At 68.4% G+C, this 20803-nt stretch carries 19 protein-coding genes and 2 riboswitches; of the genes, 8 read left to right on the top strand and 11 right to left on the bottom strand.

The window, feature by feature from the left end; genetic code table 11:
- Window positions 1-67: 67 nt before the first annotated feature.
- Together BST17_RS13835 and BST17_RS13830 are read right to left on the bottom strand one after the other, a co-directional pair.
- A complete protein-coding gene (locus tag BST17_RS13835) occupies window positions 68-2725 on the bottom strand; it encodes an FHA domain-containing protein (protein WP_083058877.1) in 2658 nt (885 codons plus the stop codon).
- 129 nt (window positions 2726-2854) lie between these two features.
- Window positions 2855-4069, bottom strand: coding sequence for an NADH:flavin oxidoreductase (locus BST17_RS13830; RefSeq protein ID WP_083058873.1), 1215 nt, complete (start codon window positions 4067-4069; stop codon window positions 2855-2857).
- Between the two features lie 28 nt (window positions 4070-4097).
- Between BST17_RS13830 and BST17_RS13825 the strand changes: the two genes are divergently transcribed.
- Entirely contained in the window at window positions 4098-4943 is an 846-nt protein-coding gene (locus BST17_RS13825; RefSeq protein WP_083059243.1) for a bifunctional methylenetetrahydrofolate dehydrogenase/methenyltetrahydrofolate cyclohydrolase, read from the top strand.
- 28 nt (window positions 4944-4971) lie between these two features.
- Window positions 4972-5265 carry a DUF3017 domain-containing protein gene (locus tag BST17_RS13820; protein ID WP_083059245.1) on the top strand — a complete coding sequence of 98 codons (294 nt, stop codon included), beginning with the start codon at window positions 4972-4974 and terminating at the stop codon, window positions 5263-5265.
- On the opposite strand, the gene BST17_RS13815 is transcribed toward BST17_RS13820, so the two are convergent.
- The 3 genes from BST17_RS13815 to BST17_RS13805 are packed head-to-tail and all read right to left on the bottom strand — an operon-like array spanning window position 5262 to window position 8452.
- Entirely contained in the window at window positions 5262-5993 is a 732-nt protein-coding gene (locus BST17_RS13815; RefSeq protein ID WP_083058869.1) for a class I SAM-dependent methyltransferase, read from the bottom strand. The two genes, BST17_RS13820 and BST17_RS13815, sit on opposite strands and share 4 nt — an antisense overlap.
- A complete protein-coding gene (metX, locus tag BST17_RS13810) occupies window positions 5990-7120 on the bottom strand; it encodes a homoserine O-acetyltransferase MetX (RefSeq protein ID WP_276071101.1) in 1131 nt (376 codons plus the stop codon). The genes BST17_RS13815 and metX overlap by 4 nt, the downstream gene beginning before the upstream one ends.
- 6 nt (window positions 7121-7126) lie before the next feature.
- Window positions 7127-8452, bottom strand: coding sequence for a bifunctional o-acetylhomoserine/o-acetylserine sulfhydrylase (locus BST17_RS13805; protein ID WP_083058864.1), 1326 nt, complete (start codon window positions 8450-8452; stop codon window positions 7127-7129).
- A 42-nt stretch (window positions 8453-8494) separates the two neighbouring features.
- Window positions 8495-8613: riboswitch (SAM riboswitch) on the bottom strand.
- A gap of 255 nt (window positions 8614-8868) precedes the next feature.
- On the opposite strand from BST17_RS13805, the gene BST17_RS13800 reads away from it, so the two are divergent.
- Entirely contained in the window at window positions 8869-11103 is a 2235-nt protein-coding gene (locus BST17_RS13800; protein ID WP_083058860.1) for an NADP-dependent isocitrate dehydrogenase, read from the top strand.
- 129 nt (window positions 11104-11232) lie between these two features.
- Here the strand turns inward: BST17_RS13800 and BST17_RS13795 are convergent, their stop codons facing one another.
- A complete protein-coding gene (locus tag BST17_RS13795) occupies window positions 11233-12072 on the bottom strand; it encodes an epoxide hydrolase EphH (protein WP_083058856.1) in 840 nt (279 codons plus the stop codon).
- Window positions 12073-12167: 95 nt separating this feature from the next.
- On the opposite strand from BST17_RS13795, the gene BST17_RS13790 reads away from it, so the two are divergent.
- Entirely contained in the window at window positions 12168-12971 is an 804-nt protein-coding gene (locus BST17_RS13790) for an exodeoxyribonuclease III (RefSeq protein ID WP_083058852.1), read from the top strand.
- A gap of 3 nt (window positions 12972-12974) precedes the next feature.
- Here BST17_RS13790 and BST17_RS13785 read toward each other — a convergent pair whose 3' ends face one another.
- Window positions 12975-13592 (bottom strand): TIGR03086 family metal-binding protein, encoded by a 618-nt coding sequence (locus tag BST17_RS13785; RefSeq protein WP_083058849.1) that lies wholly within the window; start codon window positions 13590-13592, stop codon window positions 12975-12977.
- Between the two features lie 72 nt (window positions 13593-13664).
- Here BST17_RS13785 and BST17_RS13780 point away from each other — a divergent pair, with 72 nt between their 5' ends.
- Genes BST17_RS13780 through yhjD form a run of 3 tightly spaced genes read left to right on the top strand, consistent with a single transcriptional unit; the run spans window position 13665 to window position 16150 of the window.
- On the top strand, window positions 13665-14060 hold the full coding sequence (locus tag BST17_RS13780) for a MarR family winged helix-turn-helix transcriptional regulator (RefSeq protein ID WP_083058846.1): 396 nt from the start codon (window positions 13665-13667) through the stop codon (window positions 14058-14060).
- A gap of 17 nt (window positions 14061-14077) precedes the next feature.
- Window positions 14078-15094 carry a tryptophan--tRNA ligase gene (gene trpS / locus BST17_RS13775; RefSeq protein ID WP_083058842.1) on the top strand — a complete coding sequence of 339 codons (1017 nt, stop codon included), beginning with the start codon at window positions 14078-14080 and terminating at the stop codon, window positions 15092-15094.
- Between the two features lie 21 nt (window positions 15095-15115).
- A complete protein-coding gene (gene yhjD, locus BST17_RS13770) occupies window positions 15116-16150 on the top strand; it encodes an inner membrane protein YhjD (RefSeq protein WP_083058838.1) in 1035 nt (344 codons plus the stop codon).
- On the opposite strand, the gene BST17_RS13765 is transcribed toward yhjD, so the two are convergent.
- Window positions 16144-16461 (bottom strand): DMT family transporter, encoded by a 318-nt coding sequence (locus BST17_RS13765; protein WP_083058834.1) that lies wholly within the window; start codon window positions 16459-16461, stop codon window positions 16144-16146. The two genes, yhjD and BST17_RS13765, sit on opposite strands and share 7 nt — an antisense overlap.
- A gap of 12 nt (window positions 16462-16473) precedes the next feature.
- Window positions 16474-16538, bottom strand: a riboswitch (guanidine-III (ykkC-III) riboswitch).
- 62 nt (window positions 16539-16600) lie between these two features.
- Between BST17_RS13765 and BST17_RS13760 the strand changes: the two genes are divergently transcribed.
- Window positions 16601-17413 (top strand): nitronate monooxygenase, encoded by an 813-nt coding sequence (locus BST17_RS13760; RefSeq protein ID WP_083059239.1) that lies wholly within the window; start codon window positions 16601-16603, stop codon window positions 17411-17413.
- Between the two features lie 10 nt (window positions 17414-17423).
- Here the strand turns inward: BST17_RS13760 and BST17_RS13755 are convergent, their stop codons facing one another.
- The 3 genes from BST17_RS13755 to BST17_RS13745 all read right to left on the bottom strand — a co-directional run bounded on the left by BST17_RS13755 (window position 17424) and on the right by BST17_RS13745 (window position 20703).
- Window positions 17424-18626: a D-alanyl-D-alanine carboxypeptidase gene (locus tag BST17_RS13755; RefSeq protein ID WP_083058831.1), complete on the bottom strand. Its 1203-nt coding sequence runs from the start codon at window positions 18624-18626 to the stop codon at window positions 17424-17426.
- Between the two features lie 170 nt (window positions 18627-18796).
- Window positions 18797-20185, bottom strand: coding sequence for an aspartate aminotransferase family protein (locus BST17_RS13750; protein WP_083058827.1), 1389 nt, complete (start codon window positions 20183-20185; stop codon window positions 18797-18799).
- Complete coding sequence (locus BST17_RS13745) at window positions 20182-20703, bottom strand: Lrp/AsnC family transcriptional regulator (protein WP_083058823.1); 522 nt, start codon at window positions 20701-20703, stop codon at window positions 20182-20184. The genes BST17_RS13750 and BST17_RS13745 overlap by 4 nt, the downstream gene beginning before the upstream one ends.
- Between the last annotated feature and the right edge of the window lie 100 nt (window positions 20704-20803).

Raw genomic sequence — 20803 nt, 5'->3', positions numbered from 1 at the left:
CCGGTTCGGTGACGTGTGGAGTCCCAGCCGGCATGGTTACGGCTCCGACTCCACAAACCGCGGCGAATCAGCCCGCCTTGAGCCGGATCTTCCAGCGCACGAAGGTCAGGTAGCCCACGCTCAACAGCGCCAGCATGCCCATGTCGAACCACCAGGCCGACGCGGTGTGCTCCCAGTGTGAATCCTTGGGCGTCAGCGGGCCGGGGACCAGGTGGATCAGGTCCACCGTCGATGCCGAGGCGGCAAAGCCCCAGCGCGCCGGGGTGAACCAGGACAGCTGGTCGAGCACCAGGCGATCGGTCACCGGGATCATGCCGCCGGAGAACACCAACTGGCTCATCACGGCGACCACCAGCAGCGGCATGATCTGCTCGTTGGACTTGGCCAGTGCCGAGAGCGCCAGACCCACCATGGCCGCGGTCACCGTGGTCGCCGCCATCACCAGGAACAGCTCGGCCGTCGGCGGCAGGAACGACAGCGAGCCCTGCGTCGGGCCGCCCTTACCCAGCACGGCGATGGCGGTGACGATCGAGGACTGGATGATCGCGAACACCGCGTAGATGCACACCTTGGCCAGCAGATACGCCGTCGTCGACAACCCGACGGCTTGCTCGCGGCGGAAGATGGCGCGCTCACCGATCAGATCGCGCACGGTCAGCGCGGTGCCCATGAAGATGGCGCCGACGTTCAGCAGCACCAGGATCTGGCCGGGCTCGTTGGGGGCGTCACCCAACGGATCGGGCACCCCGAAGCCGACGGTGCCGGGCACCGACAGCGACAGCACGCCCATGATGAAGGGCAGCACCGCCAGGAACGCGAAGTAGCCGCGGTCGGAGACGATGAGCCGCATCTGCCGGCGCCCGATGGTCGAGAACTGCCTTCGGACACTGGTTTTCGCGGGCTTGCCCAGATCGGCGGGTTGCTCGGAGGCCTCGGCCTGCGGCAACGGACCGCTACGGGCCAGATAGTTCTGGTGCGAGGCGTCCGGATCGCCGGCGACCGAGGAGAAGATGTCGGCCCAGTTGGTGGTGCCCAGCTCCGGACCGATCTGGCTCGGCGGGCCGTAGAAGGCGGTCTTGCCGCCGGGTGCCAGCAGCAGCACCTGATCACACACGTCCAGATAGGTCAGCGAGTGCGTCACCACCAGCACCACACGGCCGGCGTCGGCGAGCTGACGCAGCATTGTCATGACCTGACGGTCCAGCGCGGGGTCCAGACCCGAGGTCGGCTCGTCGAGGATCAACAGCGAAGGCCCGGTCAGCAGCTCCAGGGCCACCGACGCGCGCTTGCGCTGGCCGCCGGAGAGCTTGTCCACCCGGGTTTCCAGGTGCTTGGTCATCTCCAGCTCTTCGAGGACCTGCAGGACCACCCGCTCGCGGTCCTCCTTGGTGGTGTCCGGGGGCAGGCGCAGCTCGGCGGCGTACATCAGCGCCTGCTTGACCGTCAGCTGACCGTGCACCACATCGTCCTGGGGGACCATGCCGATCCGGGAGCGCAGCGAGGCGTACTCGGCATGGATGTCGTGACCCTCGAAGGACACCGTGCCCGAGGTGGGATGGGTGAGGCCGGCGACCTGCTTGGCGAAGGTCGACTTACCCGCACCCGACGGGCCGATCACCGCGGTCAGCGTGCCCGGCCGGGCGTCGATCGAGATGTTGTTGAGCAGGGTCTTGTTGCCCTCGATGGTCCACGTCAGGCCGCGGACCTCCAGGCCACCGGTCCGGGTGGCGGCCTGGGTCTCCGAGCCGCGGACCAGCGTGCCGCCGGTGAAAACCAGGTCGACGTTGCCGATGGTGACCACGTCACCCTCGCGCAGCAGTGCGTCATCGACACGCTGACCGTTGACGAAGGTGCCGTTGATGCTGCGGTTGTCGAGGATCTCGGTGCCGCCCGGACCGGAGACCAGGGTGGCGTGGTGCCGGGAGGCCAGCACGTCGGGGATGACGATGTCGTTGTCGGTGGCGCGACCGATCTTGATACCGCCCGGCGGCACCTCCGGCGCCTTCCCGGGGCGCAGGATCTTGAGCATGCTCGTGGCGAGGTTGTTCTCCGACGGGCGGGCCACCGCGGTCGGTCCCATCGCGGTCTGCGACGGGTCGGCCGGCGGGATGTAGGTCGGCTGCGAGCGCGAGACGGTCGGCGGCGGCTGTGGCGGCAGGTAGCCCTGCTGCGGCGCGCCCTGATACGGCTGCTGCCCGGTCGGGTGATACGGCTGCTGTCCGGTCGGTTGACGCGACGGCGGCCCCGACGGGTAGCGCGGCGGCTGCTGGGACGGGGCGCCGCCGGTCGGCCACGGCGGCGGAGCCTGCGTCGGGGGCGGCTGCATCGGGGCCTGGGTCGGCCAGGACGCGCTGGGCCGCGGGCCGGTCGGGGTGGCGACCGCCTGCGTGGGCGGCGGGCTGCCCACCGCACCCTGGTGACGGCCGACCTCGAAGACCAGCTGCGGGCCGTCCGGGTTACCGATGTTGACGTGCTGGCCGTCGGTGATGTCCAGGGTCGGGACGCGCTGGCCGTTGACGTACATGCCGTTGAGGCTGCCGTTGTCGATGGCGATCCAGCGGCCCTGATCGAAGCGCAGCACCAGGTGGGCGCGCGAGATCAGCGGGTGGGCGATACGGACATCGGCACGTAGGTCGCGGCCGACGACGACGTCGTTGCCTGCGGAGAAGGTACGGGTCGATCCTTCGTATCGAACGGTCAGCGCGGGCGTTCCGGGGCGGCTCATCGGGACCAACTGTATCGGGTACGCGGACGCAATTCCTGCGTCGAGGTCACCGTTCGGCACGCCGAGCGCAACGAAATGGTCGCTGCCACCGTCCGGGCACGACCATTTCGTCGCTCTGGGTGAACGGCCTCAGATCGTCAGCGCGTCCGGCGCCCCGGTGACCACGCAGTGGGTGTGGGTGTAGATGGTCGGCATGCACTTGTTGCAGTGCGTGCACAGTGACCGGACCGCGGAATCGGCCTTGATCCGATTGACCAGGTCGGGCTCGGCCAGCAGGGCGCGGCCCATGGCGACGAAGTCGAAGCCCTCGGCCATGGCCTTGTCCATGGTCTCGCGATTGGTGATGCCGCCGAGCAGGATCAGCGGCATCGTGAGCTCGGCCCGGAATGCGCGGGCATGCCGCAGCAGATAGGCCTCGCGGTAGGGGTATTCGCGTAGGAACTTCGTGCCGGTCATCCGCATGCCCCAGCTGATCGGCGGTTTGAAGGCACCGGCGAACTCCTTGAGTGGGGCGTCGCCGTGGAACAGGTACATCGGGTTCACCAGCGAGCTGCCCGCGGTCAGCTCGATGGCGTCCAGCCCGCCGTCGGACTCCAGCCACTTGGCGGTCTGCAGCGCCTCGTCGAGCGGGATGCCGCCACGCACCCCGTCGGTCATGGTGAGTTTGGCGGTGACGGCGATCTGCTTGGCACCGTGGCTGTCGACGGCGTCGCGCACCGCGCGGACCACGCCGCGGGCCACCTTCGCCCGGTTCTCCAGGGACCCGCCGAACTCGTCGGTGCGACGGTTGAGCAGCGGCGACAAAAACGAGCTGGCCAGGTAGTTGTGCCCGAGGTGCACCTCTACGGCGTCGAAGCCGGCGTCGATGGCCAGCCGGGCCGCGTCGGCATGCGCGGCGATGACGTCCCGGATGTCGTCCTTGGTGGCCTTGCGGGCGAACCGCATCGACAGCGGGTTGAAGAACCGGATGGGCGCCAGCGCCGGCGCCTTGTTGGTGCGGGCGTTGGCCACCGGTCCGGCGTGGCCGATCTGGGCGCTGATCGCCGCGCCCTCGCCGTGCACGGCGTCGGTGAGCCTGCGCAGGCCGGGGATGGCCTCCGGGCGCATCCAGATCTGCCAGCCGTCGGTGCGTCCGCCGGGTGCCACCGCGCAGTAGGCGACGGTCGTCATGCCGACACCGCCGGCGGCCGGCAGCTGGTGATACCGGATCAGATCGTCGGTGACCAGCGCGTTCGGGCTGGCCGCTTCGAAGGTTGCGGCCTTGATGATGCGGTTGCGCAACGTCACCGGCCCGAGCTTGGCCGCGCCAAACACGTCGGTGAACACTTCAGGCTGGGTGTTCATACCGGGCGAGCCTGCCACAATGTGTTCCGTGGCAGCGACGATTCTGGACGGTAAGGCAACCCGCGACGAGATCCTCGACGATCTCAAGGGCCGGGTGGCGACTCTGACGGCGGCGGGACGCACCCCCGGGCTGGGCACCATCCTGGTCGGCGACGACCCGGGATCGCAGGCCTACGTGCGCGGTAAGCACGCCGACTGCGCCAAGGTCGGCATCAACTCGATCCGTCGCGATCTGCCCGCCGACATCAGCCAGGCCACCCTCGACGAGACCATCGACGAGCTCAATGCCAACCCCGAGTGCACCGGCTACATCGTTCAGCTTCCGCTGCCCAAGCACCTGGATGAGAACGCCGCCCTGGAGCGCATCGACCCGGACAAGGACGCCGACGGTCTGCACCCGACCAACCTGGGCCGGCTGGTGCTCGGTAAAGAGGCCCCGCTGCCCTGCACGCCGCGCGGCATCGTGCATCTGCTGCGCCGCTTCGACGTCCCGATCGCCGGTGCGCACGTGGTGGTGATCGGGCGCGGGGTGACGGTCGGCCGCCCGCTGGGGCTGCTGCTCACCCGCCGTTCGGAGAATGCAACGGTCACGTTGTGCCACACCGGGACTCGCGACCTCGCCGAGCTCACCCGGCAGGCCGACATCATCGTGGCGGCCGTCGGGGTGCCGTACATGGTGACCGCGGACATGGTCAAACCCGGTGCGGCGGTCGTCGACGTCGGCGTCAGTCGGGTGGAGGGCAAGCTGACCGGTGACGTGGCGCCCGATGTCTGGGATGTCGCCGGGCACGTGTCGCCGAACCCGGGTGGGGTGGGCCCGCTGACCCGGGCCTTCCTGCTGACCAATGTCGTGGAGCGCGCGGAGCGCGGGTGACGGCGATCAGCGCTCGCGCGCACAGCACATGACACCGCAGGAGTTCGCCCGCAAGGTGCTGGCCGGCCAGTGGCCGATCCTGCTGGTCGCGTTGATCTTCGTGGCCTCCTTCGGCCTGGTGATCGCCGGCTACTGGCGCCGGGGCGCCCTGGTGATGGGCATCGCGGTCGGGGTGGCCGCGGCGTTGCGCCTGGCGCTCTCCGATGACCGCGCCGGACTTCTCGTGGTGCGCTCGCGCGCAATAGATTTCGCGACGACGGCATCGGTGAGCGCGGCCATGCTCTATATCGCATGGACCATCGACCCGCTGGGGACCAGCTAGCTCGTCAGGTCGGCCCGGATCCCGACGGTGATGTAGGGCAGTGCCAGTCCGGTGCTGTTGGCCAGGGCCGGATGGGTTTTCAGGAGCTCGCGCACCCGGTCCAGGGTCCGCTCGCGCACCTCGGTGGGTGAGGTGATGCAGTAACTGCGCGAGGCCACCAGGTCGATGAGGGCCCGCGGCGTCAGGTAACTCGTCCACTCGACGTGGGTGCGTTCGATCGACCCGAACGGTGCGGCGAGTGTCACCTCGTCGTTGAGCGGGTCGTGTTCGTGGCCGATGATGGCGCCCAGATCCTTGACCCAGCCCATCCGTTCGTCGCGGGTGTTCCACACCAGCCCGAGCCGGCCGCCCGGCCGCAGCACCCGGGCGATCTCCTTGGCGGCGCGTTGCGGGTCGAACCAGTGCCACGCCTGGGCAACGAGCACACAGTCGACGCTGTCATCGGGCAGCGGGATCTCCTCGGCCGTCCCGAGCAGGGCGGGTGTCTTCGGCAGCGAGGAGGACAGCACCTCCAGCATCTCCGCGATCGGATCGACGGCAATCACGTCGAGGCCACGCTCGACCAGTCGCACGGTCAGCTTGCCGGTGCCCGCACCCAGGTCGAGCACCGTGCGGGCACCGGTCGGCAGCAGCCAGTCGATGGCCTCCGGTGGATAGGACGGGCGGCCACGCTCGTAGGCGGCGGCCTCCTCGCCGAAGGACAGGGATCGGGGATCGGGCCTGCTCACTGCGCCGCGATCTCCAGCGTCCGGCGGATCAGCGGTGCGACCGCATCGGTTTCGACGAGGAAGCCGTCGTGACCGTAGATGGATTCGACGACCGAGAGCCCCGGGCAGCCGGGCAGCAAATCGGCGAGTTCCTGCTGCTGACGCAGCGGATACAACCGGTCCGACGTGATGCCGCCGACCAGCACCGGCACCGCACACCCGGCCAGCGCCGCGGGCACCCCGCCCCGGCCGCGGCCGACGTCGTGACTGCTCAGCGCGTCGGTGAGCGCGACATACGTGCCGGCGTCGAAGCGGGATACCAGCTTGCCGCCCTGATGTTCCAGATAGCTCTGCACGGCATAACGGCCGCCGGTGGTGGGATCTTCGTCGCCCTGTGCCTCGTTGGCGAACCGCGAATCCAGTTCCGCCTCACCGCGATAGGTCAGATGCGCGATCCGGCGCGCGATCTCCAGGCCCGCCGCCGGGGTACGGCCGGTGCCGTAATAATCACCGCCCTGCCAGTCCGGGTCGGCCTTGATGGCGGCCACCTGCGTGCTCTGGGTACCGATCTGGTCGGCAGTGGCGCGGGCGCCGACCGCCAGGACCAGGCCGGCCCGCACCGTCTCGGGGTGCCCGACGATCCACTCCAGGGCGCGGGCGCCGCCCATCGAGCCGCCGATCACCGCGGCCACCCGGGTGATCCCCAGCGCGGCCAGCGCGGCCAGGTCGGCGTTCACCTGGTCGCGGATGGTGATCGCGGGAAACCTTGAGCCCCAGGGCTTTCCGTCGGGAGCCGGCGAGCTGGGTCCGGTCGAACCGCGGCAGCCGCCCAGTGCGTTGGTGGCGATGGCGCACCACCGGTCGGTGTCGATGGTGGCGCCGGGGCCGGCCACCCCGTCCCACCAGCCCGGTGTCGGGTGCTCCGGGCCCGCCGGGCCGGTGATGTGTGAGTCGCCGGTGAGGGCGTGCAGCACCATGACGACGTTGTCGCGGGCGGGGGACAGCTCACCCCAGCGCTGCACCGCGATCGAGACATCCGGGAGAACGACACCGCTTTCCAGGGTCAGGTCGCCGATCTCGACGACCCCGAGCTCACCGTGCGCGGGCAGCGTCGACACCGCGTCGCTCTGTATGTCGAAGGTGGTCATGTCGCCTCACACCGATGCGACGCTCTGGCCGGTGCCCGCGAACACGCGGGCGGCGGCGAAACCCCGGTCCAGGTCGGCCAGGATGTCCTCGATGCCCTCGATACCGACGGCCAACCGGACCAGGCCGGGCGTGACACCGGTGGTCAGCTGCTCCTCGGGGGTCAGCTGCTGGTGGGTGGTCGAGGCCGGGTGGATGACCAGCGAGCGCACGTCGCCGATGTTGGCGACATGACTGTGCAACGTGAGCGCGTTGACGAACGCCTGCCCGGCCGCGATACCGCCGGCCAGCTCGAAGGCCAGCACCGCACCGGTGCCCTTGGGGGCCAGTCGGCGACCCACCTCGTACCACGGTGAACTGGGCAGCCCGGCGTAGTTCACCGAGATCACCTCGTCGCGGCCCTCCAGGTACTCGGCGACCTGCTGTGCGTTGGCCACGTGCCGCTCGAGGCGCAGGCTCAGCGTTTCCAGGCCCTGGGCGATCAGGAACGCGTTGAACGGCGCACCCGCCGAGCCCAGGTCGCGCAGCAGCTGCACCCGGGCCTTCAGCGCATAGGCCGGCGGGCCGAGCTCGGCGAACACCACACCGTGGTAGCTCGGGTCGGGCGTGGTGAAGCCGGGGTGGCGGCCCTGGGTCCAGTCGAACCGGCCACTGTCGATGATGACGCCGGCGATCGCGGTGCCGTGCCCACCGAGGTACTTGGTCGCCGAGTGCACGACGATGTCGGCGCCGTGCGCGATGGGCTGGATCAGGTACGGCGTGGCAATCGTGTTGTCGACGATCAGCGGGATGCCGTCGGCGTGGGCGACCTCGGCGACGGACGGGATGTCGAGCACGTCGATCTGCGGATTGGAGATCGTCTCGGCGAAGAATGCCTTGGTGTTCGGCCGGATCGCCGCACGCCAGGACTCGGGATCGTCGGGATTGTCCACGAACGTCGTCTCGATACCCAGCTTGGGCAGCGTGTAGTGCAGCAGGTTGTAGGTGCCGCCGTAGAGCCGGGGGGAGGACACGATGTGATCGCCGGCCTGGGCCAGGTTGAGGATCGCGAACGTCTCGGCGGCCTGGCCGGAGGACAGGAACAGCGCGGCCACACCACCCTCAAGCGCGGCGATGCGCTGCTCGACGACATCCTGCGTCGGGTTCATGATCCGGGTGTAGATGTTGCCGGGCTCGGCCAGACCGAACAGTGCCGCGGCGTGCGCGGTGTCGCGGAACGTATAGGAGGTGGTCTGGTAGATCGGCAGCGCCCGGGCGTTGGTCGCGGCGTCGGGGGTCTGGCCGGCGTGGATCTGCTTGGTCTCGAACGACCACTCTTGTTCTGGCGTGCTCATGAAGAACGAACCTCCATCGGTGTCTGGGGGTCCGTCGGTACGGACCCGCGCTTGCCGCGTAGCCGTCACAGCTACTCAACCTGGTCTTCACCCGGAGCACCCCACCGCGGTTGGAGGGTTGCCGGCCAGCAAGCCGGGGCTTGATGCTGGCGCTCATGACCGAAACAAAGCCTAGCTCACCACTGTGACCTGGTGCCACCTGGTTCCGCAGACCTGTCAGGACAAACTTACTGACCAGTAGCGAAAGCTGACCCATCGCGCCGTCGGTGGCCCTTGTAGTGTTGCCCGTGAGGGCAGCTCCCGACCGTCACCCACGCGGCTGCGGGCTGTCCGCCGAGCGAGATCGTCGCTGTCGAATCACATACGGCAGGGCCGATTTTCGTTACACCTGTCCGACAGTGACGCCGGGAGTACACATGAGCGCCGAGCAGCCGACCATCATCTACACGTTGACCGACGAGGCGCCGCTGTTGGCGACGTACGCCTTCCTGCCGGTGATCCGTACCTTCGCCGATGCCGCCGGCATCGACGTCAAGACCAGCGACATCTCCGTCGCCGCGCGCATCCTCGCCGAATTCAGCGACCGTCTGACCGACGAGCAGAAGGTGCCCGACAACCTGGCCGACCTCGGTGCGCTCACCCAGGACCCCAGCGCCAACATCATCAAGCTCCCCAACATCAGCGCCTCGGTGCCGCAGCTGCTGGCCGCGATCAAGGAGCTCAAGAACAAGGGCTACGACCTGCCGGACTTCCCGGGCGACCCGAAGACCGACGAGGAAAAAGAGATCCGCCAGCGCTACGGCAAGGTGCTCGGCAGCGCGGTGAACCCGGTGCTGCGCGAGGGCAACTCGGACCGTCGCGCCCCCAACGCCGTCAAGGACTACGCCCGCAAGCACCCGCACAGCATGGGCACCTGGTCGCAGGCCTCGCGCACGCACGTGGCCACCATGAAGACCGGCGACTTCTACCACGGCGAGAAGTCGATGACGGTGGACAAGGACCGCAAGGTCAAGATGGTGCTGCAGACCGGTGCGGGGGAGACCGTGCTCAAGCCCGAGGTGAAACTCACCGCCGGGGACGTCATCGACAGCATGTACATGAGCAAGAAGGCGCTGATCGAGTTCTACGAGGAGCAGATCGAGGACGCCTACAAGACCGGCGTCATGTTCTCGCTGCACGTCAAGGCGACCATGATGAAGGTCAGCCACCCCATCGTCTTCGGGCATGCGGTCAAGGTGTTCTACAAGGACGCATTTGCCAAGCACGGCAAGCTCTTCGACGAACTCGGCGTCAACGTCAACAACGGGCTCTCCGATCTCTACGACAAGATCGAGACCCTGCCGGCCAGCCAGCGCGAGGAGATCATCAACGATCTGCACGCCTGCCACGAGCACCGTCCCGAGCTGGCCATGGTCGACTCGGCCAAGGGCATCTCCAACTTCCACTCGCCGTCCGATGTCATCGTCGACGCCTCGATGCCGGCGATGATCCGGCTCGGCGGCAAGATGTACGGCGCCGACGGCCGCACCAAGGACACCAAGGCGGTCAACCCAGAGTCGACCTTCTCCCGCATCTACCAGGAGATGATCAACTTCTGTAAGACCCACGGAAACTTCGATCCGACCACCATGGGCACCGTGCCCAACGTCGGTCTGATGGCCCAGAAGGCCGAGGAGTACGGCAGCCACGACAAGACCTTCGAGATCGCCGAGGCGGGCACCGCCCAGATCGTCGACATCGACTCCGGTGAGGTGCTCCTGGAGCAGGACGTCGAAGAGGGCGACATCTGGCGCATGCCGATCGTCAAGGACGCGGCCATCCGGGACTGGGTGAAGCTGGCGGTCAACCGGGCCCGGCTGTCCGGGATGACCACGGTGTTCTGGCTCGACGACGAGCGTCCGCACGAGAACGAGCTGCGTAAGAAGGTCAAGGCCTACCTCAAGGAAGAGGACACCGAGGGCCTGGACATCACGATCCTGCCGCAGGTGTGGGCCATGCGGTACACCCTGGAGCGCGTCATTCGCGGTCAGGACACCATCGCCGCGACCGGCAACATCCTGCGTGACTACCTGACCGACCTGTTCCCGATCCTGGAACTGGGCACCAGCGCCAAGATGCTCTCGATCGTGCCGCTGATGGCCGGCGGCGGGTTGTACGAGACCGGCGCCGGTGGCTCGGCGCCCAAGCACGTGAGTCAGCTGGTCGAGGAGAACCACCTGCGCTGGGACTCGCTCGGTGAGTTCCTGGCCATCGGTGCGTCGCTGGAGGACCTCGGCAACAAAACCGACAACGCCAAGGCCAAGGTGCTGGCCCAGACGCTGGACTCTGCCGTCGGAAAGCTGTTGGAGGAGAACAAGTCTCCCTCCCGCAAGGCCGGTGAACTGGACAACCGCGGCAGCCAGTTCTACCTGTCGCTGTACTGGGCGCAGGCGCTGGCCGAGCAGTCCGAGGACTCCGAACTGGCCGAGCACTTCGCCCCGCTGGCCAAGACGCTGGCCGAGAACGAGGACACCATCGTCGCCGAACTCAACGAGGTGCAGGGCGGGCACGCCGATATCGGCGGCTACTACTACCCGGACCCGGAGAAGACCGCCGCTGTGATGCGTCCGTCCAAGACGTTCAACACCGCGTTGGAGTCTGCACGGAGCTAACTTCGTCGCGATCGACACCAGTTCAGCCTCGATGGGGTCCACCCCGTCGAGGCTGAACTCGTGTAGGGGTCTCGGCGGATAGAGCTACCTGGTTGCCGTCTCGGCGGCATCAATACCGAACTCGCGCGCCTACCCGGCGGGCGGTGCCTCGCGCGTCGGTTCGGTGTGCTGGTCGACGAAGTCGGCGATCAGCTCGGTGATCTGTCCGGGTGCTTCCAGCATCGGGATGTGCCCGAGGCCCGGCAAGCGGGTCACCTTGGCGTCGGTGGGCAGGTTCTCGATGAAGTACTTGGTGCCGCGCGGGCTGGGGAACACCCGGTCCTTCTCGCACAACACCAGGTGCGTGGGCACGCCGACCTGGGCGAGCTCCAAGAGTCCGGGCAATCGCAGCGTCTTGATCAGCAGCTGGACGTAGGCCGTGCAGTGCGTCGCATCCTCGACCAGCGCCTCCAGATCGGCGCGGCTCGGGCCGTCGGCCGGCCCGCTGACCGGCAGGGTCGCGATGCGGGTGCCGAACGGCAGGTCCAGGATGCGTGGACCGAGCAGCCGGGCGGCGATCAGAGCCGGCCCGCCGGCGAGGAATTTGAGCACGGTCTCGTACTTGGTGGGCGAGTGCTGGCGCCAGCCGCCGGCCGGGGCGATCGCGGTCAGGGTGCGCGCCCGGCCGCGCCGCTCCAACTCGAAGGCCACCCAGCCACCGAGCGAGTTCCCGACGACATGGGCGGTCTCCCAACCGATCTGGTCCATTCGCCGCTCGATGTCGTCGACCAGGGCGGCGGTGTCGAGGAACCAGGTGCCCGACCGGGCCCCACCGTGATGTCCGACCATGGTCGGTGCCAGCACCTCGAAGCGGCCGGTCTCGGCGAGCTGGTCGGCCACCGTGCGCCAGACGTTCTGCGAACACAGGAACGGGTGCAGCATCAGGATCGGTTCACCCGATCCATGGTGGATGGGTGCGCGTTGGGTCATAGCGCCCGACAGTATGGCGGTACCGCGGGTACCGCAAGGGTCCGCCGGCCGGGGGAGCGCGAACATGTCGGGGTGCTCCACTAGGGTCGACGCCCGTGATCGTCACCACCGTCAACGCCAACGGCATCCGGGCCGCGGTCAAACAGCGTTCCGAGACCAACCTGGGCCTGCTGCCCTGGCTGAAGGAGACCGCTGCCGACGTCATCTGTCTGCAGGAGACCCGTGCCGATGACGAGCAGCTGGCCGACGCGCTGTCGCCGGCGCTGGCCGATGGCTGGCACCTGGCCTCGGCCGAGCCGCACGTGAAGGGTCGCAATGGCGTTGCGGTGCTGTCGCGCACCCCCTTCGACGCGATCCGGATCGGCACCGGCGCCGAGGAGTTCGCCACACACGGCCGCTACCTGGAGGTCGACACCGCCGGGACGACGGTGGCCAGCGTCTACCTGCCCACCGGCGAGGCCGGGACCGACCGGCAGCTGGAGAAGGAGCGGTTCATGGCCGCCATCGAGGCCCGGATGGCCGAACTGCTCGCCGGTGGCCGCGATGCCGTGCTGTGCGGTGACTGGAACATCGCGCACACCGAGAACGACATCAAGGCCTGGAAGAACAACGTCAAGAAGGCCGGATTCCTGCCGAGCGAGCGGCAGTGGCTGACCGATCTGCTGGCCACCGGGTGGGTCGACGTGGTGCGTGCGCTGCATCCCGATGTGGCCGGACCGTACAGCTGGTGGTCCTGGCGAGGTAAGGCCTTCGACAACGACGCCGGCTGGCGCATCGATTATCACCTGGCGAGTCCGGCGCTGGCAGCCCGCGCGCTGTCGGCCCGGGTCGAGCGCGCTGAGCTGTACGCACTGCGGTGGTCCGACCATGCCCCGGTGACCGTGCAATTCTCGGCCTGAGGTTCAGGCTGGCGCGCGCCACTGCGGGTCGCGGCCCAGCAGGCGCAGTACCTCGTCCAGATCGCCCCACCCGCCCCCAGGGCGGGCCGGCCCGAACGGCGCGCCGGCGTCATTGCGGCTCGCGTCATCGGGGATGCTCCGCACGATCGGCAGGGCGGCGGCGACCAGGTCGGCCGACGGCGCGAACGGAACCCCGACGCTGACCGCGACATCCCAGCCGTGCACCAGGTAGTCGACGAAGTGCATGCTCATCGCCACCGAACCCGGAACCGTTGCCTGCGCCCCGAACTCGGGTAGCGCGAACACGACATCGGCGATCCCCGGTGCGCCGAACGCGTCCAGGGCGTCGCCGGCAGCGCTCCGGTAGCTGCCGGCCGGGTCGGCGCGCACCGCGTCGGCGACGGTGGCCGGATCCCAGACCCCCTGGTCGGCGCCGGCGCCGCGCGCGGATGCGGCAAAACCGCGGTGCTGCACGGTCATATGGGCGAGCAGGTCGGCCAGGTCCCAGCCGGCGCACGGGGTGGCGTTGCCGAGGTCGGTGCCCTCGACGGTGTCGACGATCGCGATGGACTGCAGGACGGCGGCCCGGTGAAAGGCGGGATAAATGGTAAGCATGTGCATACGATAAGCGATCGCATATAATTGGGCAACGCTTAACATATTGCGGTGCCACGTCGCCCTGATCTGGCCGCCATGCTCGCGCCGTTGCTGCGCGAGCTGGCGCCCGCCGAGGTGCCCGTGCTCGCCGCGCACGACCTCACCATGTGGGGGTACGCGGTCTTGTGCGCTCTCGACGAAGGCGCGGTGCGCAGCCAGGCGGCGCTCGCGGCATCGATCGGTGCGGACAAGACGCGCATCATCCGCACGCTCGACGAACTGCAGGATCGCGGCTTCATCGAGCGCGGGCCCGACCCCGAGGACCGGCGCGTCCGGCTGCTGGCCATCACCGCAGCGGGCAGACGGGTCAAGGACTCCGCCCAGGCCGAGATCCAGCGCGGCGAGGAACGCCGGCTGGGGGTGCTCAGTGCCGCGGACCGGCGCACCTTTCTGCGGGTGCTCGACCTGCTGAGCCGCGCGGAAACCGGATAGGCGAAAATCGACTCATCATGAGCGTCCCCTCCAAGAGCGTCGTATTCTCCGGCGCGCAGCCCACGTCGGACTCCCTGCACCTCGGCAACGCCCTCGGCGCGGTGAACCAGTGGGTGAGCATGCAGCGCGACTACGACGCCTATTTCTGCGTCGTCGATCTGCACGCGATCACCATCCCGCAGGATCCCGAGGTGCTGCGCAAACGCACCCTGGTCACCGCCGCGCAGTACCTGGCCCTCGGTGTGGACCCCGAGCAGGCGACGGTCTTCGTGCAGAGCCATGTGCCCGCCCACACCCAGCTGGCCTGGGTGCTGGGATGCTTCGCCGGTTTCGGGCAGGCGTCGCGGATGACGCAGTTCAAGGACAAGTCGCAGAAGCAGGGCGCCGAGGCCACCACCGTCGGACTGTTCACCTACCCCGTGCTGATGGCCGCCGACATCCTGCTCTACGACACCGATCTGGTGCCCGTCGGTGAGGATCAGCGCCAGCATCTCGAACTCGCCCGCGACCTCGCCGAGCGCATCAACGCCCGCTTCCCGAAAACCTTCGTCGTCCCCGAGGCCACCATCCCCAAGGCCACCGCGAAGATCTTCGACCTGCAGGACCCGACGGCGAAGATGAGCAAATCGGCCACCACCGACGCCGGCCTGATCAGCCTGCTCGACGATCCGAAGAAGACCGCCAAGAAGATTCGGTCCGCCGTCACCGACAGCGAACGCGACATCCGTTTCGACCGCGATGCCAAGCCCGGGGTGTCCAACCTGCTGACCATCCAGTCCGCGGTCACCGGCACCGATGTCGACACCCTCGTCGCCGGATACCAGGGCCGCGGCTACGGCGACCTGAAGACCGAGACCGCCGATGCCGTGGTGGAGTTCGTGACGCCCATCAAGGCGCGCGTCGACGAGCTGCTCGCGGACCCGGCCGAACTGCAGGCGGTGCTGGCCAAGGGCGCCGACCGGGCCAACGGCGTGGCTTCAGCCACCCTCCAGCGGGTATACGACCGGATGGGTTTTCTCGCGCCGACGCACTGACCGCCCGCGGAAGGGGTACCCATGGCCGACGCCGATCCGGACCAGCCTGGTCTCATCGACCGGTTGCGCAACCGCTTCGGATGGTTCGACCGCGTGATGCTGGCGCAGGGGCGCTACAACGATTGCAAGGGCGATTTCTACGCGGCGGGCATCACGTACTTCACCATCTTCGCGCTGTTCCCGCTGTTGATGGTCGGCTTCTCCATCGGCGGGTTCATCCTGGCCAATCAGCCCGACCTGATGATCCAGGTCGAGGACAAGATCCGCTCGACGGTGTCGGGTGATTTCGGCGCGCAGCTGGTCGAGCTGATGGACTCGGCCATCGAGTCGCGCGGCACGGTCGGGATCATCGGCCTGGCCACCGCGGCGTGGGCGGGTCTGGGCTGGATGAACAATCTGCGCGAGGCGCTCAGTCAGATGTGGGAACAGCGGCACGAGCCTTCCGGATTCGTGGCCACCAAGCTGTCGGATCTGGCCGCCCTGGTCTCGGCGTTCCTGGCGCTCACGCTCACGATCGGGCTGACCGCCCTGAGCAAGAAGTCGGCGATGAGCACCGTGCTGGGCTGGTTCGGCCTGCACGACGTGCCGGGACTCGGTGTGGCACTTCAGGTCGCATCCTGGTTCGTCTCGATTCTGATCTCGTGGATGTTCTTCACCTGGATCATCGCCCGGCTGCCGCGTGAGTCGGTCAGCTTTCGGAGCTCGCTGCGGGCCGGGCTGCTCGCGGCGATTGCCTTCGAGATCTTCAAACAGGTGGCCTCGATCTACCTGCAGTCGGTGCTGACCGGGCCGGCGGGCGCCACCTTCGGGCCGGTGCTCGGCTTGATGGTGTTCGCCTACATCACAGCGCGACTGATCCTGTTCTCGACGGCGTGGGCGGCCACCGCCCCGGAGAATCTGGCCGCCGCACCGGTGGAACCGCCCGGCCCGGTGCTGATCCGGCCGCGGGTTCAGGTCCGGGAGGGCGCGGGATTGCCGGGTGCGGCAGCCGGATTCGCCGCGGGCACGCTCGGTGGGCTGGGGCTTGCCCGGCTGCTCCGCCGTCGGCGTCAATGACCGATGAGTTTGAGCCCCACGACACAGCCGATGATGCCCAGGATCAGCCCCACCTTGATCAGCGAGGCGCCCTCCGATCCGGTGAGCATCGCGTACCCGACGGTGAGCGCGGCGCCGATGCCCACCCAGATCGCATAACTGGTGCTGATGGGCAGGGTGCGCATCGCATAACCCAGACCGGCCATCGAGAACACCAGCGCCACCGCGAAAGTCACCGACGGCCAGAGCCGGCTGAAGCCCGCTGATTTTCCGAGTGCGGTCGCCCAGACGGCTTCCAGCACCCCCGACACCACCAAGATCACCCAGGCCATGACACACCTCCGTTGGCTGCCGTCTTGTCGCTGGCCGGGTACGGTGCCTCTCGTCCGGTGTCACACGGTGACATCTTCGACGGTAGCAAACTGCGGTAGCGTCGGGCCGGTGTCGTTGGTCACCAGCTGGTCGGAGTCGATGGGCCTGCGCGCCCCGATTGTGAACGCCCCGATGGGCGGTGCCGCCGGCGGCCGGCTGGCCTCCGCGGTCACCGCCGCGGGCGGGCTCGGGATGATCGGAATGGGCAGTGCCGCAACGCCCGAGGCGCTGCGCGCCGAGCTGGCGCTGGTGGACGGTCGCGTCGGTATCGGACTGGTGCACTGGGTGATGGCCGAGCGCCCGGCCCTGCTCGATACCGCACTGGCCGCCCGGCCCGCGTTGCTGTCGGTGAGTTTCGGTACCGACTGGGCCTGGGTGCACCAGGCCCACGACGCCGGAGTCGCGGTCACGACGCAGGTCGCCTCCATCGAGGCGGCCCGGCGCGCCGCGGATGCCGGCGTCGACGTGCTGGTGGCACGCGGTGCCGAGGGCGGGGGCCACGGTGAACCGCTGTGGGGAACGTTGCCGCTGCTGGCGGGAGTGCTTGACGCGGTGGATGTTCCGGTGCTGGCGGCCGGTGGGGTCAGCTCCGCGCGCGGGCTCGCCGCGGTGTTGGCCGCGGGCGCGTCGGCGGCCTGGATGGGCACGGTGTTCGCGGCCTGCCCGCAGGCGCTGACCGCCGATGACGCCCGCGCCGAACTGCTTGCCGGTCAGGATACCGAGCTGACCTCCGAGCATGACATCGCGGCCGGATACCGTTGGCCTGCCGGTATTCCGGAGCGGGTGCTGCGCGGATCGCCGGTCAACGCGGGGCAGGGTGTCGCGTCGGTGCGGGAGTCGGTTGACGCGGGGGAGCTGGTGGCGACGCTGTGCGCGGACGCCGAGGACTTGTTGCGCCGGCCGGTGCGGTGAGCCGCGGGGCTCAGGCGCGCTGACGGTTCATCGACCGGGCCACCATCATCAGCGAGAACACGATGATGGCGCCCACCAGGCCGACCCCGATGCGCACCGGCAGGGTATCCGCCGGCGGCAGTGCGGTCGCGGCAACGGCCGTGGGATCCGGTGCGTCTTCGGTTTTGGTGACCGCCAGCGACGGATCCGCCTCGATGAGGGTGCCGACCTTGGTGCCCGGCGGTGTCGAGAAGCCGTAGTCGAGCAGCCGTGCGGCCTGCTCCCACGGTGCGATCGGCACCCGGGTGCCCTTGAGCATCACGGCCACCAGGCGGCGTCCGTCGCGCTCGGCGGCGCCGACGAATGTCTGCCCGGCGTCGTCGGTGTAGCCGGTCTTGCCGCCGAGTGCGCCCGGGTAGTTGTAGAGCAGCTTGTTGTCGTTCTCCAGCTCGTAGGTCGGCCACGGATACTTCTGGCTGCCAACGATCTTGGTGAAGGTGTCGTTCTGCCAGGCGTAGCGGTAGAACAACCCGATGTCATACGCCGAGGTGCTCATGCCGGGGCCGTCCAGGCCCGAGGGCGTCGCCGCACGGGTGTCGCGTGCGCCGAGCTTGCGGGCCAGCGCGTTGATCTTCTGCAGCGCGGTGTCCATCCCGCCCAGTTGCATGGCCAGGGCGTGGGCGGCGTCGTTGCCGGACACCATGAGCAGGCCGTGCAGCAGATCGTTGATGGTGTAGCGCTCGCCGGTCTTGACCCCGACGCTGCTGCCCTCGGCGTGCTCGTCGCCCTCGGTGCCGGTGACGATGCGGTTGATCGGCAGTTCCTGGATGGACTGCATGGCCACCAGCACCTTGATCACGCTGGCCGGGCGGTGCCGCCCGTGCGGGTCCTTGGCCGCGATCACCTCGCCGGTGTCCAGATCGGCCACCAGCCACGCCTCGGCGGACACGTCACCGGGCACCGGTCCGGTGCCCGCCGCGGTCACGATCCCGCAGCCGCCGAGTGCCTCGCCGCCCAGCGGGGTGGCCGGCACCGGGATCGGTCCGGGCGTCGGATCGCCCGGTTTGGGGACTTCGGAGGCGTCGACCGCCGGCGGCGTCGTGGTGCGGTAGGGGCAGGGGTCCGGCGCCGGTTCGGCGCCCGCGAAGGGTGCGCTGACCAGCGCCGGAGCGGTCAGCATCAAAGCCGCGGTGACCGTGCAGGTCAGTCGGCGCAACGTCGCGAGAGAAGCCATGATGAGTGCAGATTAGGAGACCGCGGCGCGATTTCCGCCTCGCCACGCTGTGGCTGGTGTGACTTATGTGAATGATGTGATTCAACGACGACGACGGTGCGCCCAGATCGAGAACATGCCGCTCGTCTCGATCTGCGCGCACCGTCGGTGCTCGTCCGGGTGTGCCGCCGTCACATCCGGCGGCCGGCCTCCGACAACACGTTGTGCAGGATGTCGTAGATCGCGTCGAACTCGGCCTGCCCGCTGATCAGCGGGGGAGCCAGCTGCACCACTGGGTCGCCCCGGTCGTCGGCGCGGCAGTACAGGCCGGCCTCCCACAGCGCGGGGGTCAGGAAACCGCGCAGCAGCCGCTCGGACTCCTCGTCGTTGAACGTCTCCTTGGTGGCTTTGTCCTTGACCAACTCGATGCCGTAGAAGAAACCCTCACCGCGGACGTCACCGACGATCGGGAGGTCGTAGAGCTTTTCCAGGGTGGCCTTGAACGCCGGGGCGTTCTGCTTGACGTGGTCGTTGATGCCCTCGCGCTCGAAGATGTCGAGGTTGGCCAGTGCGACGGCGGCCGAGACCGGGTGCCCGCCGAAGGTGTAGCCGTGGCCGAAGACCGTCGAGCCGTCGTCGAACGGCTCGAACAGCCGGTCGCTGGCGATCATGGCGCCCAGCGGTGAATAGCCCGACGTCAAACCCTTTGCGCTGGTGATGATGTCGGGCACGTAGCCGAAGTCGTCACAAGCGAACATCGAGCCGATCCGGCCGTAGGCGCAGATGACCTCGTCGGAGACCAGCAGCACGTCGTACTCGTCGCAGATCTCGCGGACGCGCTCGAAATATCCCGGCGGCGGCGGGAAGCAGCCACCGGCGTTCTGCACCGGCTCCAGGAACACCGCGGCGACGGTGTCGGGGCCTTCGAACTCGATGGCCTCGGCGATGCGGTCGGCGCAGTACTGTCCGAAGGCCTTCTCGTCATGCGCGAAGGGCTCCGGTGCGCGGTAGAAGTTGGTGTTCGGGGCACGGAAGCCACCCGGCGTCAGCGGCTCGAAGGGCGCCTTGAACGCCGGGATGCCGGTGATCGCCAGCGCCCCCTGCGGGGTGCCGTGGTAGGCGATGGAACGCGAAACCACCTTGTGCTTACCGGGTTTGCCGGTCAGCTTGAAAAACTGCTTGGCCAGCTTCCATGCCGATTCGACGGCCTCGCCGCCGCCGGTGGTGAAGAACACCCGGTTCAGATCGCCGGGTGCGTAGTTGGCCACCCGCTCGGCCAGTTCGATGGCCGTGGGCGTCGCGTAGGACCACAGCGGGAAGAAGGCGAGCTGCTCGGCCTGCTTGGCCGCGGCGGCGGCGAGCTCCTCACGGCCGTGGCCGACCTGGACGACGAACAGCCCGGACAGGCCGTCGATGTAGCTGTTGCCCTTGTCGTCGAAGATGCGGGTGCCTTCGCCGCGGGTGATGATCGGCGGGGTGATGTCGGCGCCGTGGCGGGCGAAGTGTCCCCACAGGTGGCGCTTGGCCTTGGCGGCCAGATCGGTGGTGGTGGCGTTCTCCGTGTCGGAGATGATGGTCATCGGGTTCCCCAGTTGTATTGCTGTTTGACGAGTTTGAGATAGACGAGCGTTTCGGTGGATATCACCCCTGGGACGGCGCGGATCTTGGTGTTGAGCAGGTCGAGCAGGTCGCCGTCGTCCTCGCAGACCACCTCGGCGATGGCGTCGAAGGTGCCGGCGGTCAGGACGACGTAGTCGACGGACTCCAGTTGGGCCAGCTTCTCGGCGACCTTGGTGGTGTCCCCGGTGCAGCGGATGCCGATCATCGCCTGGCGGGCGAACCCCAGCTGCATGGGATCGGTGACGGCGACGATCTGCATGACGCCGGCATCGACCATGCGCTGCACCCGCTGGCGCACGGCCGCCTCGGACAGGCCGACCGCCTTGCCGATTCCGGCATAGGACCGTCTACCGTCCTGCTGCAGCTTCTCGATGATGGCCTTGGACAGCTCATCGAGCTGGAACGCGGCCCCCGGACGCGAATGGTTGATCCGCAGGGACACGGCGGAGGGGCCGGGCGGGGAGTCCGGGTGCGACATGCTCACGATTGTGCACGGAATCCGTCGTTGCAAGCAACCATTTGTATGAAATCAGGCGTTCGTGATGCTGTGAATTGCCGGAATGCGTAGCCTTGGTGCC

This window comes from Mycolicibacterium bacteremicum (assembly GCF_002086115.1).
Classification (GTDB): domain Bacteria; phylum Actinomycetota; class Actinomycetes; order Mycobacteriales; family Mycobacteriaceae; genus Mycobacterium; species Mycobacterium bacteremicum.
Note: the sequence above shows the minus strand (reverse complement) of the source record. Positions and strands in the feature narration are given on the sequence as shown.